This is a genomic window from Candidatus Latescibacterota bacterium (genome assembly GCA_019038625.1).
In the GTDB taxonomy this organism is placed as follows: Bacteria; Krumholzibacteriota; Krumholzibacteriia; order Krumholzibacteriales; family Krumholzibacteriaceae; genus JAGLYV01.
This window is the reverse complement of record JAHOYU010000087.1, coordinates 1-23,445: the sequence shown is the minus strand read 5'-3', so window position 1 is coordinate 23,445 and position 23,445 is coordinate 1. Positions and strand designations below refer to the sequence as shown.

Here is a 23,445-nt window from a genome sequence, read left to right as displayed (position 1 = left end):
GTGTAGAGAGAGCGATACTGACCGACTCGACGATGACCCTGGCCTATATGCTCGAGAAGCTCACGTGGGTCCTCGAAAACCTCGTTGTAAAGAAAAAGAAGATGAGACAGAACCTCGAGCTGACAGGGGGGATGATATTTTCCCAGCACATTCTGCTCATGCTCGTAAAGAGGGGGCTGTCGAGGGAGGATTCATACGCGATAGTGCAGAAAGCTGCGATGGGGAGCATGAAAAGCGGCAGGAGTTTCAGGGATCACCTGGCTGCTGACGGAAGATTTATGAAGGTTTGTACGGAGGCCGAGCTTGAGGAGGCTTTCAATCTGAATACACATCTCAAGAAGGTCGATTTCATTTTCAGCCGGGTCCTGTCCAACCGAGGCAGACCCAGGAAAGGATAGGCCCTTTTGCTCAAAGGAACAGTCCCGATCAAGGAAAGGACCGACGAAGAGATAGCTCAGTCGCTCAAGGAAAAAGGTCTTAATCTGGCGGTGAGCGAGGCCCGAAGGGTATGTGAACTTCTGGGAAGGGATCCTACGATAGTCGAATTGACGATATTCAATACGATGTGGAGCGAACACTGCAGCTACAAGAGTTCCAGGAGTCTCCTCGGCGAGATGCTTCCCACGAAAGCGCCTAATGTAGTGCTGGGGCCTGGAGAGGATGCCGGAGTGGTCAGATTCTTCCCTGCCGGCGATGGAGACTGGCATTGTCTGGTGGTAGCTCACGAGAGTCACAACCATCCATCGCAGGTTCTTCCGGTGGAAGGCGCGGCTACCGGGATCGGTGGGATCGTCAGGGACGTTTACTGTATGGGCGCCGACGTGGTCGGTGTGCTTGACCCGCTTCGTTTCGGCGATCCGGAAGGAGAAAAGGGGGCTCAGTCGGTCTCTATAGCAAGGGGAGTGGTCGACGGGATATCCCAGTACGGCAATGCTCTCGGCGTGCCGAATCTCGGTGGAGACATAGTCTTCGACAGGGGATTCGATGAGAACTGCCTGGTGAATGTCGTAGCGATGGGGCTTGTGAAGGAATCGAGGATATTACGGTCGCGGGTACCGAAGGAAGCTGCGGACGTGCAGTATAAGGTCATCCTCATCGGAAAACCGACGGACGACTCGGGCTTCGGTGGTGCTGCCTTTGCCTCAGAGGATCTGGCGGGAGAAGAGGAAATGAACAGGGGAGCCGTCCAGGTACCCGATCCCTTTCTCAAGCGGGTGCTGACCGTCGCGAACCGAAAAGTGCTGGAACTGGCCGCGGAACGTGGCGTCGCAATCGGGTTCAAGGATCTCGGCGCTGGAGGGATCTCCTGCGTGACATCGGAACTGGCCGACGCGGGAGGTTTTGGCGTCAAGCTGGATCTCGACGCGGTCAACATCGCCGAAGGAGATTTCCCGCCCGCCGTCATCGCCTGCTCAGAGACGCAGGAACGTTACGCGCTGGCGGTTCCAGAGGATTTCGTCGATGATGTCCTTAAGATATACAACGAGGATTTTGACTTGCCCCATATCTATCACGGAGCCGGGGCATTTGTAATAGCAGACGTGACCCGGGAGAAGAACTATTCAATCATGTCGGGTGGGGAGCTTGTCTGTGAGGCTCCTATTGATGTAATAACTACTGGAATCTCGTACGACAGGCCAAAAAAGAGCAGACAGATCCTCTTCAAAGAGCCCGAGTGGCAGGAAGGACGCGATCTTCGCGAGGATTTCCTGAAGCTTTTCGCTTCGCCCAATATCGCTTCGAAGAACCATGTCTTCCGCCATTACGATTCCGAGGTGCAGGGCAGGGCCGTTCTGAGGCCTGGAGTGGCTGATGCCGGAGTGATCGCTCCCCTGCCGGGAGAGAAGGTCGGGCTGGCGGTCTCGGTGGACGGTACACCTCGTTACGGGATCATCGATCCCTATCAGGGGGGAGCTCTTGCCGTGATCGAAGCGGCGAGAAACGTCGCTGCCGTGGGAGCCGTTCCCTCAACCATAACGGACTGTCTCAACTACGGAAACCCCGAGATCGGTGAGGTCTTCTGGGAATTTTTCGAGGGGGTCCGCGGAATCGGAGATGCATGTAAGGGTATAGGACACCTCTCTCACGAAGGACATCCTCTTCCGGTAGTGTCGGGGAATGTGAGTTTTTACAATCAGGGCGAGAGTGGCAAGGCGATTCCGCCTTCGCCTGTCATCGCCTGCTTCGGGGTCGTGGAGGATTACTCGAAATGTCGTTCCATCTCATTCAAGGATGAGGGCGATGAGGTCTACCTTCTCGGCCAGCCTCTGGACGAACTGGGTGGCAGCGAATATTACAGGGTCATCTACGATGCTCTCGGAGCCAACGTTCCCGAAGCTGATTTCGTGCGTGAGAAGGCGCAGATCAGAACGGTGATAGAGATGCATTCCCTTGGCTGGATCAGGGCATGCCACGATATATCGCAGGGAGGGCTTCTGACGGCACTGGCCGAGATGACGATCGGGGACGGGGGGAGTTGCCCGGGGATCACTCTCGATCTGGATGTCCTGGCTTCCAGCGGACTACCCGCGGAAAAGGTGCTGTTTTCCGAGACGGGTGGGTTCCTGGTTGAGATTCCCGCCGGGTCGGAGAGAGATGTGCTGGCCCTCTGCGCGAGGAACAAGGTGAAGCTGTTCAGACTTGGAACTCTGAAGAGGGGCGCGAAGCTGGAGGTCCTGTCCGGAGGGCAGAGGCTTGCCGTCTGGGAAAGTGATGAATTGAAAGATGCATATATGAACGGTTGCCGCCGGATCTTCGGTACGGCGAAAGGAGAATAAGTGGCTGGATCCTTCAAGGGAAAGGTAGCGATCATACAGTTTCCGGGAGTGAACTGCGAGAACGAGACCGCGCGGGCTGTCCGTTCTGTGGGGCTGGAAGCAGATCTCTTCAGATGGAATGAAGACCCGGCTCTTCTCGAGGAAAGCACAGCAGTGATCCTTCCTGGCGGGTTCTCTTACCAGGACAGGATACGTGCCGGTGTGGTCGCCGCCAAGGACCATATAATGGACAAGCTGAGTGAACTGGCCGCGGCCGGTCGGCCGGTACTCGGTATTTGTAACGGGGCCCAGGTCCTCGTCGAGTCCGGATTTATTCCAGGGATCCACTGGGAGAGAGTGGATCTCGCTCTTGCGCCAAACATCATGTCGGACAGGGAAGGGTATTACTGCAACTGGGTATACCTGAGGACAGAGGAAACGAAATGTGTCTGGACAGCCGCTTTTAACAAGGAAGAGGTCGTTCCCGAACCCATAGCTCATGCCGAGGGGCGTTTTGTGACAGCCGACGAAGATATCATGAAAGAAATGATCTCTAACGGCCAGATCGCGCTGCGGTACTGCTCGGCCAGGGGCGAGATCGATCCGTCGTTCCCCGTCAATCCAAACGGATCGATGGAGAACATAGCAGGTGTCTGTAACAGGGAAGGCAACGTTCTGGCTATGATGCCTCACCCGGAAAGAGCGAGCTGGCTCAGGCAGGTGCCCGAAGACATCGAAGGCGAATGGGGCAGAAAGAGACGGAAGGCCGCGGGTGAACAGGACAGGATGGAAGACGATGGACCCGGCAGAAAATTCTTCGCGTCTATCCTTGACGGGGTCGTCGGTGCCGGGGAACCGGCTGGTGGAAAGGGTGTGGTGTCATGAAGACTTTCTCCGAACTTTGGGTCAAGCTCAAGGTGATCGACCTGGTGGCACAGACCGCATGGATGACCTTTACGGAAAAGATGGATTTCTCGAAAGACCTCTGCGGGATGGTAAGGTATTCATACTGGGCCATCGAAGCGGACGGTGAGAATGCGAAGTCGGTCCTCGGTGAGATCGACAGGGTAGTCAGACTCGACTCGGCGTTTACGAATCAGAACAAGCATTTCTATCATCTCGGACTCTCTGTGGAGCAGAACGGAGAGGTCAGGGAGACAGTCGGCGACTTCGATCCCTGGAATGACTATCCGAAGAGCGATTTCTGTGACGACAACGAATGCCCCGGTATCTATGCCTGCGACCTGCTTGTCAGGGAACGGACCGGCGATCGTGAAGAGGGCTTCGTGTCCCGACTCAACTCCAGGCTTGATGGAGTCACGGTAACATCGGTCAGAGCGGGAGAGATCTGGCGGCTGATCGTGAGTGCCCCCGACGAGGGCGAAGCCAGGAAAAAAGTGGAGGAGATGGCAGTGACCCGTTCCAGGCAGGAAGGCCTTCTGCTCAATCCGCATTACCAGAGTTTCGAATTTGCCGGCGTGACAAAACTGGACAGCCGGAAGGAGTGAAGTGTTAAAAGAGGAATGTGCGGTATTCGGTGTGTTTGACTGCGAGGAAGCTGCGCAGATGGCTTACCTTGGCCTCTACTCCCTGCAGCATCGTGGTCAGGAAAGTTCCGGTATAATCACATCGGACGGCAGGCGTCTGTATGAGCACAAGGGTATGGGCCTGGTCTCGAAGGTCTTCAGTGGCGATGTGCTGGCTGGCATGAAGGGGCATATGGCCATCGGACATAACAGATACTCGACTACCGGGATATCCCACGCTGTGAATATCCAGCCCTTCCTCGTCGATTGCAAGGTAGGAAAGATAGCAGTCGCGCATAACGGAAACCTGGTGAACGCCGTTGAGATCAGGGACCGTATGGAGAACGAAGGGTCCATCTTCAGATCCACGATGGACAGTGAGGTCCTGCTGCATCTGATCGCGAAAAGCCGCGGTGGGAACCTTGAAGAGATGGTGATAGACGCGCTCAATGAAGTGACGGGAGCCTTTTCCCTCGTGTTTATGACAAAGGACAGGATCATCGCCGCAAGGGATCCGCATGGATTTCGCCCGCTATGTATGGGGAAGTCAGGCAACACCGTAGTCATAGCTTCCGAAAGCTGCGCCTTCGATATCATCGGAGCCGAGTACGAACGGGAGATTCTCCCCGGCGAGATGATCGTCATATCGGCTGATGGAGTGAGATCGATCCAGTATGCCGAACCTGCTTCACATCTTTCACGCTGCATTTTCGAGTTTATCTATTTTTCGCGTCCCGACAGCAGGGTGTTCGGCGAGAACGTCGACAAGGTCAGACGCAAGCTGGGACGCAAGCTGGCCATCGAATCTCCCGCTCAGGGTGACATCGTGATTTCCGTACCGGATTCAAGCAACACGATCGCGCTTGGTTTCGCGGAGCAGTCCAGACTCCCCTATGAACTCGGTCTGATAAGAAACCATTATGTCGGAAGGACCTTTATCAAGCCGAAGCAGAGTGAGAGAGACTGGGATGTGAGGATCAAATTCAATCCGGTCAAGGGAGTGATCAAAGGCAGAAGGATCATCGTTATCGATGATTCGATCGTCAGGGGGTCGACGATGCGGAAGCTCGTATCGATCATCAGGCAGGCTGGAGCGGCAGAAGTCCATCTGAGGATCGGTTCGCCGCCGATAACACATTCCTGTTATTACGGGATCGACACTCCTACCAGAAACGAACTGATCGCATCGAACCACTCTATCGAGAAGATCAGGGAGTATCTCGGAGTAGAGAGTCTTCAGTATCTTTCCACAGAAGGGCTGCTCGAGTGTGTAGATGACCCGGAGAACTACTGTACGGCATGCTTCACAGGTGATTATTCCGTCAGAAGACACGGGGAGTATTCAAAAGATGTATTCGAAAGTAATGACGGACCGGATGCGGGGATCCAGGCAGAGAAGGACAGGGTAGAATGACAGGACTTCCCTCTGAAAGCAGTATTCAGGAGGCTCTCGAACGTGTGATCTCCGGTGGAGGAGAATTTGCCGAACTCTTCTTCGAAAATCGACTGATCCATTCGATAGGTTGTGAGGATGGCAAGATAGAGAGGATCTCCAGCGGATTCGACTCGGGGTTCGGTCTCAGGATCATTGCGGGGGACAGGACCGCGTATAGTTATTCGAACAGGATAACGGCGGACGAGATGTTCAGGCTCGGAGATGCTGTTCTCGGCGATATCGAGAAGGGGGAGGGCCGGATATCACCTTTCTCGGAAATAAAAAGGGGCAGCGTCAGCGGCATAGGCAGAACTGTCGAGGATGTCGATCTGGAAGAGAAGGTCGATCTGGTCCAGGAAGCGGACAGGGCAGCGCGGGCAGTGAGTGATGAGATCAGCCAGGTTCGGGTCAATTTCGGCGACCTGATCCAGTCGGTGAGGATCTTCAACAGCGAAGGAGACGCCGTCGCTGATGACAGGCGGCAGATAGTATTCAACATAAGGGCCATCGCCACAAGGGATACGGAGATACAATCCGCGTACAGGTCTGTCGGCGGCAGGAAGGGTTTCGAGTTCCTTTCAGAAGACCTGATAAGAGAGATCTCAGGAGCCGCCGGCGAGAGCGCGATCAAGATCCTGCATGCTGACCATGCTCCGGCCGGCAATATGACCGTCGTTCTGGCCAGCAGGGCTGGAGGGACAATGGTCCACGAGGCTATCGGCCACGGGCTGGAAGGGGACGCGGCCGAAAAAGGACTTTCGATTTACAGTGGAAAAGTGGGCGAGAAGGTCGCTTCGGAATTGATAACTGTAGTCGACGACGCGACAATGGACGGGCAGAGAGGGTCGTATGTCTACGATGACGAAGGTGTCTCGGCACAGAGGACTGTTCCGGTGGAAAACGGCATTCTGAAGAGCTACCTCCTCGACCGGAGAATAGCGCGAAAGATGGGGTTGTCGTCAACAGGCAACGGACGCAGACAGAATTACAGGTTCAGGCCAATAGTGAGGATGAGCAATACGCTGATCGCTCCGGGGGAACACGATCCCGGGGAGATCATATCAAGTGTCGACAGGGGATTGTATGTAGTGAGGATGGGAGGTGGGCAGGTGGACACGTCCAGTGGTGATTTCGTCTTCAAGGTAAATGAAGCCTACCTGATAGAAAATGGAAAAGTTACCAGCCCCGTGAGAGGAGCGACCCTTATAGGGAACGGTCCCGCGGTGCTCAAGGATATCGATATGGTTGGAAATGATCTTGGATTTGATATCGGTACATGCGGCAAGGACGGACAGCACGTGCCCGTTTCTGACGCACAGCCGACAATAAGGATACCGGGTATAACGGTTGGCGGAGAAGTCTGATCTCGTGAATGAAAAAACAGACCGGAGCTCCGCCGGCATCTATTACGATGGCATCCTTCCCGGTATCGAGAAACCGTCGAGGTATATCGACCGGGAACTCAATCTCTCATGCGAAAAGTTCCGAGAAGGAGGTTTTAATACCCTTCTGGTCTTTCCGGATGTGTACGAGATAGGCATGACCCATCAGGGGTTGAGATTCCTCTATCATAAACTGGCAGAGAAGGATTTTTCAGCCGAGTACGCTTTTTCCCCATGGCCCGATATGGAGAAACTTATCAGGGCCTCCGGGGGGACAGTCCGATCGTGGCAGACCGGTACCCAGGTGTCGCGGTTCGATCTGATCGGTATTACAATCCCGTACGAACTTCATTACACGAATATCCTCGCGTTTCTCGATATGGCGGGACTCTCACTCGAGGCCGGAAAGAGGAGAGATGATGACCCCCTGGTAGTAGCAGGAGGTCCATGTACGACCAATCCTCTCCCGATCCTCCCGGCGTTCGACGCGATATTTCTCGGTGACGGTGAAGAGTCGTTCCCCGAGGCTGTAGATACGCTGTCGAGGCTGAAGGAAGCACATGCCACCCGGCGTGAGATGAAAGAAGCTCTTGCCTCTATAGATGGAGTCTATGTGGAGGGGATAAGCGAGAGGTCCGAATCGAGAGTCTACATTCTGAGTGACGGCGACCTGCCGCGAGAGCCGATTGTACCATCCGCTTCGATCGTCCATGAAAGGCTTTCGGTGGAGATATTGAGAGGTTGCACCAGGGGATGCAGGTTCTGCCATGCCGGTATGGCTTACAGGCCACGGAGAGAGAGAAGTGTGAAGGAGATCGTGGAGGCTGTAAAGGGGGGACTCGATTCTTCTGGATGGGAGGAAGTGTCTCTTCTTTCGCTCTCCTCTTCTGATTATTCCAGGTTCAGCGAGTTGATCGAGGCCCTGCAGCCGGAACTGCTCGCTCGAAGAGTCTCGCTGGCTTTGCCAAGTCTAAGGCCGGAGACGGTCTGCGAGAAAGTCGTGTCGGCCTCTTCAGCGGTGAGGAAGTCAGGATTCACCCTGGCTCCTGAGGCGGGGACACAACGGCTTCGAGATGTCATCAACAAGGGGATGACCGAAGATGAGATCTTGCAGGGTTGTTCGAATATCCTCTCCGCGGGTTGGCATACACTCAAGCTCTATTTTATGATGGGCCTTCCGACGGAGACCCGGGAAGACCTCGAGGGGATCGCAGATCTTGTCGAAAAAATAACGCGCCTGCCCGGGAGGCGGCGGAGACTGAATCTGAATGTCTCGGTATCACCTTTCGTACCGAGAGTAAATACGCCTTTTCAATGGGAGGACCAGTGCACGATCCCGGAGATGGATGAGAAGCAGCGGTTTCTGCGAAGCCTTGTGAGGAACAGGGATGTCAAGATGACCATAAGGGATCCGCAGACAAGCGCCCTGGAAGGCATCTTCGCCCGCGGCACAACGGAGTTATGGCCCGTGCTGGTCTCGGCTTTCCAGAGGGGGTGTCGTTTCGACGGCTGGCGCGACTGGCTCGATTTTGCTATGTGGGAATCCATACTTGGTGAATACGGATTTGCTATCGACGGGTTGCTTTCCGGAAGACCGGTTGAAGCGCCCCTTCCGTGGGAGAGGTTCGGACTCCGGGTGACGAAAGAATTTCTCCTCCTTGAGAGGGAACGGGCCTTCAAGGCTATAGTGACAGAGGATTGTAGGACTGGTGCCTGCCATGACTGTGGAGCCTGCAGGAGCAGTGAAGATAAAAACGCCGGGAAGGCGGAGCCTGGTATAGAGGCATATGTAGAGAGCGATACAGATATCGATATGGAGGTAGTCGCAGACAGCGAGCTGGGTCAGGATGAACCAGGGCCCAGGTATAGAATTATCTTCGAGAAGATCGGAAGGGCCAGGTTCCTTTCGCACAGGGAATTGATAAACATCTTTCAGAGGGCCCTCAGAAGAAGCGGTCTGCCCGTAAGGTTCACGGGAGGATTTCATCCGATTTCGAAGATGTCTTTAGGGCCGTCCCTGCCGGTCGGCAGCGAGGGGACAGAAGAGTTTTTCGACGTTGAGATGACGCGTGAGGCGGATGTCAGCCCCGAACTGTTCAACAAGTCTCTTCCAGGGGGAGTCCGGGTGACGGACTGCGGAGGACCGTTTATGAGGAAGGTGGGTCGCCTCCCCGAAGACGCGATATTCACTTATAGCCTTGATACCACTCCTCTGATGAAAGGCCTCTTTCTGTCATCCGACAGTACAGAGGCTGGCGGCATGGAGCCTGCTGAACCGGCCACTAGAACAGAAATAGATGACAAAAGGTGTGTTGACGAAGTACAATGGACGAATCTCGGGAAGGAACTGGGGGAATCACGTGGCCACCAGGAGGAATACAAAGGCCTGCCGGAAGATCCGGCTGCCTGGTTAGCTGGAAGGTTCTCAATGATTTTTGCGTCCGGTGATCCGGTTACCGACAGAAGAGGTAGAGAACGAATTTGTGATGGTTGTTCTGTTACTCGAGAGGATGACAGCTGCAACCTGGAGCTGAGTGTGCCTTTCGGAGGCAGACCTGGCCCCCTGGATCTTCTTCGCTTTGTTCTGCCCGGAAAATTGTCTGAGCTTGTAATAATCAGGCGTACGGGCATATTGTTCAGGAAAGATGATAATTATATCCATCCGATGGATCTTATAGACAGGGCTTTTCAGCAGAGGGAAACATGAAAAAAGAAATCGTCATAAATTTTACTCAAAGGGAGATAAGGATAGCTATCCTCGAGGATAACGAACTTGTCGAATTCCTCATCGAACGGGAAGAGAGCAGGAGGACGGTCGGGGGGATCTATTCTGGCCGGATAAATGCCGTTATCCCGGGTATCCAGGCGGCCTTCGTAGATATCGGCCAGGAGAGGGCGGCCTTTCTCCATGTGAGCGACGTCGCGACCGGAGCTTTGGATCCCGATCTGGTCGATGACGTGGATTTCGAGGTTCCAAGCGGAAGGAAGAGAAGAGACTTTCCGCCGATCCAGAACCTTCTCAAGAAGGGGCAGGAGATAGTAGTCCAGATAAAGAAGGAAGCTATCAGCACGAAAGGTCCAAGGGTGTCTTCGCAGATATCGCTTCCCGGCCGGTACGCTGTGCTGATGCCGAACCTCGATCATATTGGGATAAGTAAAAAGATAGATAACAGGAAAGAACGTAACAGGCTTCGATCTATTATTCGCAAGCATCGCCCCAAGGGTTCGGCTGTGATCGTAAGGACTGCCGGGAGCGGTGTAGAGGAAAAGCAGATAAAGGACGATCTGAAGCATCTTGAGAAGAGATGGAAAGAGATAGAGAGAAAGATAGAGAGAGCGACTCCTCCGGCGCTGATACATGAGGATGTCGATATCACGGTCTTTGCACTCAGGGACCTGTTCACCGAGGATGTCAACCAGATCACGATAGATAACAAGAGCGAATATGAACGTCTCAGCTCATACCTGAAATCGTTTGCGCCACATCTTGCTTCGAGAGTGAAACTTTACACCGACAAGGTGCCGCTTTTTGATTACTACGAGATAGAAGCTGAAATAGAGAAGACTCTGGAGAGCAAGATATGGGTACGCAAGGGCGGCTATATCGTGATAGAGCATACCGAGGCACTTGTCTCGATCGACGTGAATACCGGCCGGTTCACAGGGAAGAGAAACCAGGAAGAGACGATCCTCGAAACGAACCTGATCGCCGCAAGGGAGATAGCACGACAGCTCAGGCTGAGGGATATCGGCGGGATCATCGTGATAGATTTTATCGATATGGAGCGCGAGGAGAACAGAAGGAAAGTATACAACGAGTTCCGCAACGCTATGAGAAAGGACCGTTCTCGTGCCAGAGTGTCGCAGATCAGTGATCTCGGCTTGATCGAGGTCAGCCGAAAAAGGGTAAGGCCCAGCCTGTTGCACTACTACAGTGACGAATGTCCCTATTGCGTTGGCAGCGGAAAGATCTTGAGTATCGAATCTATGGCTATGAAGATAGAGCAGTGGATACGGAGGATCGGTGTCCCCGGGAAGATCAGGGGGATGCAGTTCAGGGTAAACCCGATCCTTGGCATCTACATGCGTGAAGAAAGAGATGAATTCATCGGAGAACTCGCCGAGCGCTACAGGATGGTTGTGGAGATAATAGATGACCCCAGACTTCACAGGGAAGAGTTCGAGATCCGTTCTCTGGATGGAAAGAGGGACTTAAAAGGAGAATTCGTCTGATATCCGATTTCCGGTCCGGCTTAGCTGCGGACGGAGGGAGGCACGACTATGCTGGTAAGCTTTTCAATAGTTCCGATGGGGGTAGGGGAAGGGCTGTCTGATTATGTGGCCCGGATGATGGAGATCATTGATGAGGCGGGGCTGGATTACAGGATGGGACCGATGGAGACCACCGTCGAGGGGGAACCGGACGAGGTGATGGCTCTGATAATGAAGTGCCATGCGGAGATGAGAAAAACTGCCAGGAGAGTACTCACTTCGATCAAGATCGACGACAGGGATGGAGCGGAAGGCAGGATAAAAGGTAAGATAGCCGATGTCGAGAAGAAGCTTGGAAGAGAGGTCAGGAAATAAAAGTCGACTGGAAGGTGTAGCATGGTGAGAAAACTGTTATCAGTAAATTCTGTACTGTGCAGGTCGCATGTCCTGTCATTCAGCCTGTTGTCCTGCCTGGTAACAGCATCGTTTGCTCCGTCTTTCGTTCACGGGGCCTCACTGGTTAAAAAATGGGATTCGGGGAAGGTGTTCAGTACACCTGAGTCTGTGATCTATGACGCGGAGCGGCATGTGTTGCTTGTCTCAAGTCTTGGAGGGGCTCCAGATGAGAAGAATGGTGGAGGGTTCATCTCGCGCCTTTCGATGAAGGGGCAACTTCTCGAACTGAAATGGATCGATGGTCTCAACGCGCCGAAGGGGATGGGGATATGGAAAAATACCCTATACGTGGCGGACATCACGGATCTTGTAGAGATTAATATCGAAAATGGAAAGATCGTAAAAAGATATCCGATCGAAGGGTCAGTGTTCCTCAACGACGTTGCGATCGATGATAAGGGCGATGTCTATGTGTCCGACTCGGAGGTATCGAGTAACTCCATCTTTCGTCTGCGTGGTGGAAAGGTAGAGCTCTGGGTTAAAGACGCCCTGCTCGGGCGGGTGAACGGACTGTTCTTCGATGGAGAGAGGATTATCGCGGGGGCATCGGCAGACGGTATGTTGAGAGGCATCGACCCGGGCGACCGGTCGATCAGCGATGTGGTCGGCACAGGCTCGGCCATAGATGGAGTCGCTATGGATTCGAAGGGCGACTTTATTGTTTCGGACTGGAAGGGTAGAACGGTCCTGGTCGACTCCGATGGAGGAATAAGGATCCTGGCTGATACGAGAAAGTCGAAAGTCAACGCGGCGGATATCTGGTTTATAAAGAAATACAAAATGCTTCTGATACCGACATTCTACGATGACAGGGTGATTGCCTGTACTCTGGTCGATTGACCGGTGTGTTCCCGAGGCCGGATTCCGACCGGTACAGATGGAGGATAGATGAAGAGTCACAGAAAGGAACTCTGGTTCGAAATCCCGTCGAGGAGGGCTTTTGTGAATATAACGCCCCAGATCGACGAAGCTCTGCGTGAAAGCGGCGTAAAGGAGGGACTGATCCTGGTGAACGCGATGCATATCACCGCATCGGTATTCATTAACGACGACGAGAGAGGGCTGCATCATGATTACGAGAAATGGCTCGAGAAGCTCGCTCCGCATGAGCCGGTAAGTGGGTATCAGCACAATCGTACTGGAGAGGATAATGGTGACGCGCACCTGAAACGTCAGGTAATGGGCAGGGAAGTGGTCGTCGCGGTCACTGGAGGCAGACTTGATTTCGGGCCATGGGAACAGATATTCTATGGCGAATTTGACGGTGGACGCAGGAAAAGGGTGCTCGTCAAGGTGATCGGCGAGTAGAGGAAAGGCTGTCGGCAGGCTCTCGTGAAGAGATGATCTCTGTTTGTCATAAAAAGATATTGCATCGCGTTTCCACATCGGTTAGTATCTCTCCAGACGAAGCCTTTAATCTGGTCCGGGAGACCAGGAAGGGATCGAAAAGGACATTTACGCGTTCAAACCTTTCCTGCCTCTCCGTCCGGCAGGTGTTTTTTTATCATGTCTTACTTTGGGAGGTCTTCTTGAAAAAACTTAAGAAGGCGATCGTCATGGATACGCAGCAGATGAGGCGTACTATCGTGAGGATCGCGCATGAGATCGTCGAGCGGAACAGAGGGGTCGAGGGGTTGATCCTCGTCGGCATCAGGAAGAGAGGTGTGCCGCTTGCTGAACGGATAGCCATAGCTATCGAGAAGTTCGAGGGCACCAGGATCCCCGTCGGCGCGCTGGATATTACGCTTTACAGGGACGACGTGCAGATGATCGCCAGTGCCCCGGTGGTGGGAAAGACGGAGATCAATGAGGATATAACAGACAAGATGATCATTCTTGTCGATGATGTCCTTTTTACTGGCCGAACAGTCAGGGCCGCTCTTGATGAACTCGTGGATTTCGGCCGCCCCAGATCAATTCAGCTCGCCGTACTCGTCGACAGGGGACACAGGGAATATCCTATCAGGGCTGATTTTGTGGGAAAGAATGTTCCTACCTCGAATAACGAGACGGTCGAGGTGCTGCTCGCAGAGACTGATGGCGAGGAGCAGGTCGTGTTGAGCGACATCGTTTCGGCAAGTAGTCCCGAGGCAGGAAAAAAAGTCGGGAGCAAAAAGAAGAAGGCAGTGGTGAAGCCCGGGAAGGGTGGAAAAAGTGTTACGGGGAAAGGGAAGAAAGCGAAGGCAGGCGCCAGAGCAAAGGTGAAGACAAAGGCAAAGCCGAAAACAAAGACAAAGGCGAAGACAAAAGCGAAATCGAAGACGAAGACAAAAGCAAAGACAAAATCGAAAACAAGGACAAAAGCAAAAACGAAGAAGACTGCAGGTAAATCCAGAAAGAAATAACGCACCTGTACAGCATCAGGCTAAAGCTGCTGGAAGGAGGTAACGTTCGGTGCAATTTAACAGAAAAGATCTTCTCGGACTTGAGGACCTGACATCGGAACAGATAAAACTCATTCTTGATACTGCTGATAATTTCAAGGAAGTCCTTGGGAGAAAGATAAAAAAGGTGCCCGCACTCAGGGGTGTGACCATCGCGAATGTATTCTATGAGCCGAGTACCCGGACGAGGATGAGTTTCGAGCTGGCTGAAAAGCGACTCAGCGCGGACATTATCAATTTTTCAAAGGCCACTTCATCTGTTAAAAAGGGGGAGACCCTCAGGGATACCCTCGAGAATATCAAAGCGATGAAAGTGGATATCGTGGTGATGAGGCACGGATCTTCCGGGGCGCACAAATTCGCGTCCGAATTTCTCGACGTCTCGATCGTCAACGCCGGAGACGGACAACACGCTCATCCGACCCAGGCTCTGCTTGACATGATGACCCTGAGAGAACGGTGGGGCACTCTCAATGGAAAGAAAGTGACGATCATAGGCGATATCATGCACAGTCGTGTGGCCAGATCGAATATCTGGGGCCTGACGAAGATGGGAGCAAAAGTCACTGTCTGCGGTCCACCGACGATGATGCCGGTGGATATAGAAAAACTTGGCGAGGGCGGCGTGAAGCTGGAATACGACCTGGAAAAGGCCGTCAGCGAAGCAGACGCGATAAATATACTGCGGATTCAGCTGGAGAGACAGAGTACCAGGCTGTTTCCAAGCAGCCGCGAATATTTCGAGGTCTTCGGAGTCACCAGCGATGTGATCTCCCTGGCACCGAAAGGCTGTATCGTTATGCATCCTGGGCCGATGAACAGGGGAGTCGAGATCGCGCAGGAAGTGGCTGACAGCGAACAGGCTGTTATCCTTCCGCAGGTGACCAACGGGGTCGCGGTGAGGATGGCTGTTCTGTTCCTTATCGCCGGGGGCAAAGTCGATGACACGGAATTGAATGAGAACTGAACGGAGACGAGGATTGAAAATGACGAGTTGGAAAGATAAAAGAGAATTCTGGATCTCCGGGGCGAAGATCGCAGATCCGGAGGCGGGGAAGATACGGGCGGGATCGGTTTTGATCCAGAAAGGTATGATAGCAGGAATCGTCTGGCAGAAATCGCCCGAAACGGAACTGCCTGTGTTCGACGCGGAAGGCCTCGTGCTGGCTCCCGGGTTTATCGATATCCACACGCACCTGAGAGAACCGGGATTCGAAGACAAGGAGACGATCGAATCAGGTACCGCTGCCGCGATCGCGGGGGGATACACTTCTATCCTCTGCATGGCAAACACCGATCCTGTCATCGATGACCCGAGTGTCGTGGAATATATAACGAAGAGGGCTGAAGATGACGGACATTGTAGAGTGTATGTGACAGGAGCCGTCACGAAAGGACTGGAAGGCAGAGAGATAACCGAGTTCTTTCACCTGAAGAGGTCGGGAGCTGTGGCTCTCAGCGATGACGGGAAATATATTGCGGACAGCAAGGTCCTGAGGACGGCTCTTGAGTACGCGCGAGTATTGGGTATGCCTGTTATATCACACTGTGAAGACCCGTACCTTACGTCCGATTCACAGATGAACGAGAGTTTCGTATCGACCAGGCTGGGGTTGAAGGGGGCTCACACGGCGAGTGAAGAGATTGCGATCGCAAGGGACATCAAGCTTGCCGAGCTTACAGGCGCTCACCTGCATATAGCGCATATATCGACTGCCGGTGCTGTTGACCTTGTAAAGAAAGCAAAAAAGAAGGGGATAGACATCACTGCAGAGGTTACTCCGCATCACCTGACTCTGGACGAGACGATGCTGGAATCGTATGACCGTAATCTCAAGGTCAATCCTCCACTGAGGAGCGCGGCAGACATCTCGGCGCTGAAAGCGGCTCTCAGGGATGGGACTGTCGATTGTGTGGCCACCGATCATGCGCCACATAACGAAATCGACAAGCAGGTGGAGTTCAATTATTCGCCTCCCGGAATGCTGGGTCTTCAGACGGCATTCCCCCAGCTCAACACCGAGCTTGTGAAGAACGGCGACATAGAACTCATCGACCTGATAAGGCTTCTGACTTCTTCGCCGGCCTCTGTCATGGGCCTTCCAGGTGGAAAGATGAAACAGGGAGAGCCGGCGGACTTTGTCCTTATTGATCCTGACGAAGAATGGGTATTCGAAAAACGTATGATAAAGTCCCGGTCGTATAATTCGCCGCTGATCGGCAAAAAATTCAAGGGAAGGGTCAAAGGAGTTTTCCTTGAGGGAAAGTACCTTGAAGATGTATCCTGAGATCGAACGTTGACTGATGAACGACCTGACCCTTGAGATTGGGGATTCTGTTGAACACAGGGAAGATCCCGACTGTTTTCGTGCGGGCCGCGATAGCCGTTCTGGTTGTCGCGATCCTGCCTTCGTGTGTCTACTTCAACAAGATGTATAACGCGCGAAGGTTGTACAGTGAAGCAGAAGAGATGGAGGTGGAATCGGGCAGCACCGATAACAGGAGTGCGAAAGAAAAATATTCACAGGTTGTCATAAAATGTTCGAAGGTTCTCCGGGACCATCCTAAAAGCAGCTGGGTAGACGATGCAGTCTTTCTGATGGGAAAGGCTCTGATCAAACAGAAAGAATATTCGAAGGGGGCGAGGAAGTTTCTGGAACTCACCACAAATTTCCCCGAAAGCGAATATGTGCCTCACGCGCTCTACTGGCTGGCGGTGGCCAGTTACGAGAGACATGAGTACAATCAGGCTCTTCTCTATCTGGATCGATACCTGAATGGATACCCGGACCACGAGATCGGTTACCTGGTCCTTTTCCTCGCGGGCGACATCAATCTGGAACTCGGCAAGGACCAGGAAGCTCTTGCGTTCTATTCCAGAGTGGGTGAGTTGACTGACAAGAGGGAGATCGTGGAGGAATCGAGGCTGAAGAGCGCCAGACTTCATTACCTGTTCGAGGACTGGGAGAACGCGGCGCAGAGTTATTCCGGATTACTTAGAAAGGGCCTTGATTGGCAGTCGCGATACGATATCACACTCGCTCTTGCAGAATGCTATGTAAAGATCGGGAATTGTGCCGATGCTCTAAAACTATACAAGGATATTCTTCCTGACGTACCGAAAATCAAGGATGAGGGACCGGTATGGCTGGGCATGGCTTCATCATATGTCTGCATGGATTCTCTTGATCTGGCGATGAGTAAATATGTGCAGATCGTGGAGAAATTTCCACATTCGGACTATGCGGCAGAAGGGTATTACAGGCAGGGCGAGATCTATCATGAACGGCTCGATTCTCTTGAACTGGCCCAGAGTGCCTTTGAGAAGGTCGGAAAGGAATCGTCCGGTTCCGAATTCGCAGCTATTTCTACACTGAAAGCTTCGAGTATCAAGAAACTTCTGGAATTGCGGGCCACTGAGACCGGTGAAAGTACGAACAACCAGCAGGCCGAGAAACAGTTTGCGGAGGCGGAGATCCAGTTGACGAGGCTGGGAGAGATATTGCCCGCTATCTCGAACTACAGGTCGGTGATCGATAGTTTCCCGCAATCACAATATGCTCCAATGGCAGCTTATGCGGTCGGATGGATTTACAGAAAAGAAGTCGGGGACTCTCTCAAGGCTGCTGAAGCGTTCAGGGAATTGATCGATAAATATCCGCGGTCGCCCCAGGCAAAGGGGGCGCTTTCGCAGCTATACGCTATAGGATTCGATGAGCTTGCGGCTTCATTCGAGTCGTATATTGATTCGGCGATGACCGATAGTGTCGCGATAGCTGAAGATTTGCGGTTCAGGAGAGAAACGGCAATGGCGGACAGCATCAGGCTGGCTGCTGTGAGTAAAGAAGGCATACAGATCCCCGACCGGGGAAATGCGGGGAAACAGCCTGTCCAGCCACAGGTTCCTGTAGGCAGGGAAGGGGTGAGCAGAGAGGGGAAGTATGCACTTGATGGCAATTTCAGGCCTGCCATCCTGGAAATGGCACGTAGAGATAGATTCGAGAGGATGAGAAGGAGGATGTGGGGAAGTCGTGGTGTGCCTTCCGACAGTACGCGGGTTGTACCGGGTAGAAAATAGATGTGATGACGATCGTGGTATTTTTCTCCCTGGGGCCTCTTATGAAAAGGTATGGGGAGTGGAAGGAGATAGATTGGCCGGCATAGAGAAAGGGTTGTTCAGGGCGGAAGTTGCCGGGAACGAAAAATTGTCTTCTGCCTGCCGATTGATAAGGTTTGCCAGACCGGAAGGATTTCCGGACGCGAAACCGGGGCATTTTGTCGCAGTCAGGGTGAATTCCTCTCCAGTTCCGCTTCTCAGAAGGCCATACAGTATAATGGACCTCACGGAGACCGAACTGGTACTTCTCGTCAAGGTCGTCGGTCCGGGTTCGCGGTTGCTGGGCGAAGCTGAGGTCGGGGACTGGATGGATATAGCAGGGCCTTTGGGAGGAACGGTCTTTCCATCACCCGATGGTGAGGATGCTGTTTTTGTGGGAGGCGGTACGGGCCTTGCCCCGATGATATTTGCCGCGAGGACATGGAAAAGGGAGAAAGACTCCGCCAACACGTATCTGATCCACGGCGCGGCGACATCCGAAGAACTCCTCGGCACTTTCTGCGAGGAGGATTTTACGAAAGTATTCAGATCTACGATGGACGGGTCCGAAGGATTCAACGGTGACGCAGTATCATTTCTCCAGAGCCTGCTTAAGGATGGTGCAATATCCGCGTCGAAGCTTTATTCCTGTGGTCCCGCCGGGATGGTGAAATCGCTGGAGCTCAAGGTATCGACCCGTTTCGACAGCCATTATACATCGCTCGAAGCGGTGATGGCCTGCGGCGTTGGGGCATGCAGGGGGTGTACCGTGCCGTCAAGGGAAGAGGAAGGCAGGAAGCTCATGGCAGTCTGCAGCGACGGAACGGTATTCGATGCTTCACAGATCGCCTGGGAGGATTGGGAATGAGTACGACAGGATCGATAAAAGTGACTATCGGGGACATTTTGTTCGATAACCCGGTATTTCTAGCGTCGGGCCCTGCCGGGTATGGCGAAGAATATGACGGTTTCATCGATCTTCAACGGCTGGGGGGTATCGTCACGAAGACGGTGACGTACGAACCGAAAGCTGGTAATCCGGGGACAAGGCTTCAGGAGACCCCGGGAGGACTGCTGAATTCAGTCGGCCTTGAGAATGTCGGGGCCAGCGTCTTTTTTGGAGAAAAACTGCCCCGTCTTCTGGATAGGGGAATAAGGCCGATTGTGAGCCTCGCCGCGGAGGACTGGGACGGGTATCGCAAACTTCTCGACGCAGCTGCAGATACCGGGATGATAGATATTGTCGAGTTGAACCTTTCCTGTCCAAATGTCGAGCGGGGGGGGATGGCTGTGGGTACTGACCCGCGCATGATCTCCCGGTACGTTGGACACGCCAAAGATATTCTTTCAGGAGCAGCTATAATTGCCAAACTGACTCCGAATGTTCAGGATATAGGCAGACTGGCTCTGGCAGCTGAGGAAGCGGGGGCGAGCGCGATAACGGCTATCAATACTATTGTCGGAATGGATATAGACATCCGCGTAAAGAAACCTGTATTCAAACGGAAAAGGGCGGGCTTGTCTGGTCCAGCGATATTTCCCGTGGCACTGGAGGCAGTATGGCGAATCGTCAATACAGTCGATATTCCGGTCATCGGTGTGGGGGGGATCGACTCTGTCGACGACGCCCTGAAATTCTTCATGGCGGGAGCAGCAGCCGTTCAGGTCGGGACCGCCATCTTCTACGATTCCCACCTGCCTGAAAAGATCGTCACCGAACTTGAAAAGAATGGTATTCCGGCATCGATCAACACAGAAGGAAACTGATCGGTGTGGAGGAACTCGAAAGGACTGTAGATGGCAAAAATACCTGGTGTGATAGTGGCGCTTGATGTCGAGGAAAGAGAAAAGGCTGTCGAACTGGTCGATCGACTCGAAGGACAGATCGATTTTTTCAAGGTCGGCAGCAGGTTGTTTACAGCCGAAGGACCGGGAATGGTAAAAGAGATCACCGCCAGCGGCGCCAGGGTCTTTCTCGATCTCAAATTCCATGATATTCCAGCTACCGTTGCCGGTTCGGTTAGAGCCGCCTGCAGACTTGGGATAAGCATGATGACGATCCATACCTGCGGAGGTTCCGATATGATGAGAGCAGCCGCCGATGAAGCAGGTGAATATGCCGAATATTCCGGAAAGAAGAAACCTCTTATCGTGGGGGTGACCGTTCTTACCAGTATGTCGGGGGAGGATCTAGCTGACATCTCCCGCTATGAAGGAAGTGTGGAAGACCTGGTACTCAGGAGAGCCGACAGGGCCGTTTCTTCGGGGCTTGACGGTGTCGTCGCATCCGTCAGCGAGACTGCTGCCATAAGAAAGGAATTCGGTGAGGATATCATTATCGTCACTCCAGGCATAAGGCCGGCCGGAAGTTCTGTGGGCGACCAGAAGAGGGTGGCGACTCCAAGGACCGCGATGGAATCGGGATCGTCATATCTTGTGGTCGGCAGACCGATCTACCAGGCGGAATCACCGGCTGAGGCTGCCGCCAGCATCATCGGGGAAATGAAGGGAAGCGGACCCACGGCATGATTCGGGCAGCGGTAATCTTCATAGCTGTTTATATCGGGCTCATTGTGGTGAAGAGGCACCGTTGGGCCATCGCCTGGGGAGGTGTGCTCCTTGCGCTGGTTATCAGCGCTTTGTCGCGGCAGCAGATCCTGACGCCGCAGGATATCCTGTCCGGGATCAACTGGAATATCATCGGTATCTTTACAGGTTCTCTTTTCATCGCGGAGCTGTTCATATACTCCAACATGCCGGAGACGATATCGGATGTGTTGATAAACAGGTCGTCCAGTCTGGGCAGGGCCTTTCTGATGGTGGTGATCTTCGCCTCGGTATTCTCGATCTTCATGGATAATGTGATAACGGTCCTTATCATCGCACCCATCGCCCTCCAGCTGACAAGAAAGGCGGGGGTCTCTCCCGTGCCGGTGGTGATCGGCCTGGCTGTTTCGTCGAACCTGCAGGGGATGGCGATACTGATCGGCGATACACCGAGTATGCTTCTGGCCGCTCAGGAGAAGCTGAATTTCCTCGATTTCTTTTTCTACCAGGGGAAGCCGTCGATATTCTGGATAGTCCAGCTGGGGGCTATCGCCGGATTCGGAGTGCTGTATCTATTTTTCAGAAAGAACATTCAGAGGCCGGGGATCATGCCCGTGACTCCCGTTAAGAGCTGGGTGCCGTTCTGGTTGATAGTGATCGTCATCATCCTTCTGTCGTTCATGAACAGGATCGATCCGGGGTTCAGCTGGTTTGGCGGGACGGTCTGTGTTGCTACCGGCCTGGGCGGGTATTTCTGGTATAAGGTAATATCTCGTGGCGAGAAGGAGAAAATGAAATGGGGGCTCGACTGGGGAACGGTCGTTTTTCTGATGGCCGTTTTCGTCCTTGTCCATATGCTGACCATAAATAATGTAGTCGAGACGGTCGTCAGCAGGCTCGATGCGTTGAAGGGGATGAGTCCCTTTCTCGTTTATTCGGTGATCGTATGGGGCTCGGTCCTCATATCGGCATTTATAGACAATATCCCATATATCGCGGCGATGCTTCCTCTCGTGTCGGGACTCAGCGTAAGTCTGGGGCTTGACCCGGCGCTTCTTGCCTTCGGGGTACTTATAGGTTCCTGCATGGGAGGCAATATCACACCGATAGGCGCCGCTGCCAATCTTGTGGCGATGGGGATCCTCGAAAGGGAAGGGAGCCCGATCTCATTCGGCAGTTTCGTCAGGATCGGCCTGCCGTTCACGTTAGCTGCGACGACTGTCTCATGGATCGTACTCTGGTTCATCTACAATTGACAGGCGCGGATCGACAGTCGCGGTCCGAGCAGATTTTCAGGAAGACTGCTATAGAAAAGGGAGACTGTCTTGAGGCAGCCTCCCCTGATCTGCGGTCCAGGCGGGTCGTTATCTTCTACTTGTCAAATACGACTTTCTCGAAATCCTCCCAGTAGATCTCTTCCTCTTCTCCGTTTCCCGTTTCGATGTAGATGCCTTTGTTATCCTCATCGACATCATTCGAGCCACGCAGGCGGAAAGTACGGCCATCCATTAGTATTATGATCGCCGACCGGGATCCCTTTTTATGTATTTCCGCAATATTACGGAATTCAACATTGAATTCGATATCCCTGTAATTCCCATCGATGAGTTCCCAGTCATATTCCTCGTCGTCGTCCCATCTGATCCGTCCCGAGTACTGGTCACCATCTTCCGTGTATACCGTTCCGCGAAGGTAATCTCCGCCGTCAAAATCGTCATACCTGACGACCGGGGCCGTTGAATGAAGTCTCAGGTTTTCGAAATCGTCCCACCTTATCATTACCTCGCCGAGGCCGAGATCGGTAATGACGATACCCCTGTTCGAGTGGTTGACATCGTTCGTGCCGCGCAGAGTGATTTCTTTCCCGTTGGTGAGGATGAGATCGGCGCTGCTGGAGCTTCTTCTGTGGATCTCGCGGATATTCTCGAATTTGATCTCCCTGTTCCGGCTTTTCTCCTTGCCGTCGATCACGTCTTTGCTGAAAGTCTCGTCTATGTCCCAGCAGATCCAGCCGGAGAATTCATCTCCCCTGCGAGTCACGACCGTGCCGAAAAGTCTCTCTCCAAAAGAGGAGACATCACTCGATCCGCCCTGCTTGAATTCGACCATTTCGATATCATCCCAGTCGAACTCTATCTCTCCCTCGTCAGTGTCCTCGATGATTAATTCGCGGATGTTGGTGCCGATATCTGTGGAACCAGCTTCAAGTTCGAGTTCCCTGCCTGATTTGAGAACGATCAGCACCGCATCGTCGTCGATCACTTCGATCGACTTCATATGCCCGAACCGGACGCCGCACTGGGCCGCGCCTGAATGGTAGTCAAGGGTGGAGGAATAACCGATGGGAATGCCGAAGATCGTTATCTTCTTTTTTCTGTCACTGTATCTTCTTCTGTGGCTTTTATTCGATCTGTGAAGTTCCTTGTTGCCGTTGAGATAGTCCACCCAGGCGCCCTCATTCTTGTCCCAGCGGATATATCCCTCGAATTCTTCTCCATCGACTGTGGTGATCCTGCCGTATATCCTCTCACTGTTATCCGCTATCACGGATGCGACAGAAAGAGACACAAGGATGGCAGCCAGAGCAAGCATTCTGACCATTCTCATCTTCTTACCTCCATAACGGGTTACTTTGCCTGTCTATTATTACG

Annotated in this window: 20 protein-coding genes; 19 read left to right on the top strand and 1 reads right to left on the bottom strand. The window is 53.2% G+C overall.

Annotated features, from left to right (window positions below; all coding sequences use genetic code 11):
* The 19 genes from KOO63_06805 to KOO63_06715 all read left to right on the top strand — a co-directional run.
* Positions 1–398 (top strand): adenylosuccinate lyase (locus tag KOO63_06805; GenBank protein ID MBU8921511.1); only part of this gene is annotated, 398 nt, incomplete at its 5' end.
* Positions 399–404: 6 nt separating this feature from the next.
* Positions 405–2,777, top strand: coding sequence for a phosphoribosylformylglycinamidine synthase subunit PurL (gene purL / locus KOO63_06800; protein MBU8921510.1), 2,373 nt, complete (start codon positions 405–407; stop codon positions 2,775–2,777).
* Positions 2,778–3,641: a phosphoribosylformylglycinamidine synthase I gene (gene purQ, locus KOO63_06795; GenBank protein MBU8921509.1), complete on the top strand. Its 864-nt coding sequence runs from the start codon at positions 2,778–2,780 to the stop codon at positions 3,639–3,641. It begins immediately after the preceding gene.
* Positions 3,638–4,264 (top strand): phosphoribosylformylglycinamidine synthase subunit PurS, encoded by a 627-nt coding sequence (locus KOO63_06790; GenBank protein MBU8921508.1) that lies wholly within the window; start codon positions 3,638–3,640, stop codon positions 4,262–4,264. Before purQ ends, KOO63_06790 begins: the two co-directional genes overlap by 4 nt.
* 58 nt (positions 4,265–4,322) lie before the next feature.
* On the top strand, positions 4,323–5,696 hold the full coding sequence (gene purF, locus KOO63_06785; protein ID MBU8921507.1) for an amidophosphoribosyltransferase: 1,374 nt from the start codon (positions 4,323–4,325) through the stop codon (positions 5,694–5,696).
* Positions 5,693–7,081: a TldD/PmbA family protein gene (locus KOO63_06780; GenBank protein ID MBU8921506.1), complete on the top strand. Its 1,389-nt coding sequence runs from the start codon at positions 5,693–5,695 to the stop codon at positions 7,079–7,081. The genes purF and KOO63_06780 overlap by 4 nt, the downstream gene beginning before the upstream one ends.
* A gap of 4 nt (positions 7,082–7,085) precedes the next feature.
* Positions 7,086–9,806, top strand: a complete 2,721-nt coding sequence (locus KOO63_06775; GenBank protein ID MBU8921505.1) for a TIGR03936 family radical SAM-associated protein — start codon at positions 7,086–7,088, stop codon at positions 9,804–9,806.
* Positions 9,803–11,332 (top strand): Rne/Rng family ribonuclease, encoded by a 1,530-nt coding sequence (locus tag KOO63_06770; GenBank protein MBU8921504.1) that lies wholly within the window; start codon positions 9,803–9,805, stop codon positions 11,330–11,332. The genes KOO63_06775 and KOO63_06770 overlap by 4 nt, the downstream gene beginning before the upstream one ends.
* Before the next feature lie 48 nt (positions 11,333–11,380).
* Positions 11,381–11,686, top strand: a complete 306-nt coding sequence (locus tag KOO63_06765; GenBank protein ID MBU8921503.1) for an MTH1187 family thiamine-binding protein — start codon at positions 11,381–11,383, stop codon at positions 11,684–11,686.
* Between the two features lie 21 nt (positions 11,687–11,707).
* Positions 11,708–12,607, top strand: coding sequence for a hypothetical protein (locus KOO63_06760; protein MBU8921502.1), 900 nt, complete (start codon positions 11,708–11,710; stop codon positions 12,605–12,607).
* A gap of 48 nt (positions 12,608–12,655) precedes the next feature.
* The gene (locus KOO63_06755) at positions 12,656–13,075 is read left to right on the top strand and encodes a secondary thiamine-phosphate synthase enzyme YjbQ (protein ID MBU8921501.1); all 420 of its coding nucleotides are present in this window, start codon (positions 12,656–12,658) and stop codon (positions 13,073–13,075) included.
* 248 nt (positions 13,076–13,323) lie between these two features.
* Positions 13,324–14,112 (top strand): bifunctional pyr operon transcriptional regulator/uracil phosphoribosyltransferase PyrR, encoded by a 789-nt coding sequence (pyrR, locus tag KOO63_06750; protein MBU8921500.1) that lies wholly within the window; start codon positions 13,324–13,326, stop codon positions 14,110–14,112.
* A 49-nt stretch (positions 14,113–14,161) separates the two neighbouring features.
* A complete protein-coding gene (locus tag KOO63_06745) occupies positions 14,162–15,118 on the top strand; it encodes an aspartate carbamoyltransferase catalytic subunit (GenBank protein MBU8921499.1) in 957 nt (318 codons plus the stop codon).
* Positions 15,119–15,131: 13 nt separating this feature from the next.
* Positions 15,132–16,439, top strand: a complete 1,308-nt coding sequence (locus KOO63_06740; GenBank protein MBU8921498.1) for a dihydroorotase — start codon at positions 15,132–15,134, stop codon at positions 16,437–16,439.
* Between the two features lie 50 nt (positions 16,440–16,489).
* Positions 16,490–18,229 (top strand): tetratricopeptide repeat protein, encoded by a 1,740-nt coding sequence (locus tag KOO63_06735; GenBank protein ID MBU8921497.1) that lies wholly within the window; start codon positions 16,490–16,492, stop codon positions 18,227–18,229.
* Positions 18,230–18,302: 73 nt separating this feature from the next.
* Complete coding sequence (locus KOO63_06730; protein ID MBU8921496.1) at positions 18,303–19,115, top strand: hypothetical protein; 813 nt, start codon at positions 18,303–18,305, stop codon at positions 19,113–19,115.
* Positions 19,112–20,014, top strand: coding sequence for a dihydroorotate dehydrogenase (locus KOO63_06725; GenBank protein ID MBU8921495.1), 903 nt, complete (start codon positions 19,112–19,114; stop codon positions 20,012–20,014). Before KOO63_06730 ends, KOO63_06725 begins: the two co-directional genes overlap by 4 nt.
* 30 nt (positions 20,015–20,044) lie before the next feature.
* Positions 20,045–20,776 (top strand): orotidine-5'-phosphate decarboxylase, encoded by a 732-nt coding sequence (pyrF, locus tag KOO63_06720; GenBank protein ID MBU8921494.1) that lies wholly within the window; start codon positions 20,045–20,047, stop codon positions 20,774–20,776.
* Entirely contained in the window at positions 20,773–22,050 is a 1,278-nt protein-coding gene (locus KOO63_06715; GenBank protein MBU8921493.1) for a hypothetical protein, read from the top strand. Before pyrF ends, KOO63_06715 begins: the two co-directional genes overlap by 4 nt.
* A 115-nt stretch (positions 22,051–22,165) precedes the next feature.
* On the opposite strand, the gene KOO63_06710 is transcribed toward KOO63_06715, so the two are convergent.
* Positions 22,166–23,401 carry a hypothetical protein gene (locus tag KOO63_06710; protein MBU8921492.1) on the bottom strand — a complete coding sequence of 412 codons (1,236 nt, stop codon included), beginning with the start codon at positions 23,399–23,401 and terminating at the stop codon, positions 22,166–22,168.
* Between the last annotated feature and the right edge of the window lie 44 nt (positions 23,402–23,445).

What these genes read in the sequence shown, in the direction of transcription:
- KOO63_06790 (MBU8921508.1), top strand. Translation starts at nt 3,638, where the DNA reads ATGAAGACTTTCTCCGAACTTTGGGTCAAGCTCAAGGTGATCGACCTG.
- purF (MBU8921507.1), top strand. Translation starts at nt 4,323, where the DNA reads ATGGCTTACCTTGGCCTCTACTCCCTGCAGCATCGTGGTCAGGAAAGT.
- KOO63_06780 (MBU8921506.1), top strand. Translation starts at nt 5,693, where the DNA reads ATGACAGGACTTCCCTCTGAAAGCAGTATTCAGGAGGCTCTCGAACGT.
- KOO63_06770 (MBU8921504.1), top strand. Translation starts at nt 9,803, where the DNA reads ATGAAAAAAGAAATCGTCATAAATTTTACTCAAAGGGAGATAAGGATA.
- KOO63_06765 (MBU8921503.1), top strand. Translation starts at nt 11,381, where the DNA reads ATGCTGGTAAGCTTTTCAATAGTTCCGATGGGGGTAGGGGAAGGGCTG.
- KOO63_06760 (MBU8921502.1), top strand. Translation starts at nt 11,708, where the DNA reads ATGGTGAGAAAACTGTTATCAGTAAATTCTGTACTGTGCAGGTCGCAT.
- KOO63_06755 (MBU8921501.1), top strand. Translation starts at nt 12,656, where the DNA reads ATGAAGAGTCACAGAAAGGAACTCTGGTTCGAAATCCCGTCGAGGAGG.
- pyrR (MBU8921500.1), top strand. Translation starts at nt 13,324, where the DNA reads ATGGATACGCAGCAGATGAGGCGTACTATCGTGAGGATCGCGCATGAG.
- KOO63_06725 (MBU8921495.1), top strand. Translation starts at nt 19,112, where the DNA reads ATGAGTACGACAGGATCGATAAAAGTGACTATCGGGGACATTTTGTTC.
- pyrF (MBU8921494.1), top strand. Translation starts at nt 20,045, where the DNA reads ATGGCAAAAATACCTGGTGTGATAGTGGCGCTTGATGTCGAGGAAAGA.
- KOO63_06715 (MBU8921493.1), top strand. Translation starts at nt 20,773, where the DNA reads ATGATTCGGGCAGCGGTAATCTTCATAGCTGTTTATATCGGGCTCATT.
- KOO63_06710 (MBU8921492.1), bottom strand. Translation starts at nt 23,401, where the DNA reads ATGAGAATGGTCAGAATGCTTGCTCTGGCTGCCATCCTTGTGTCTCTT.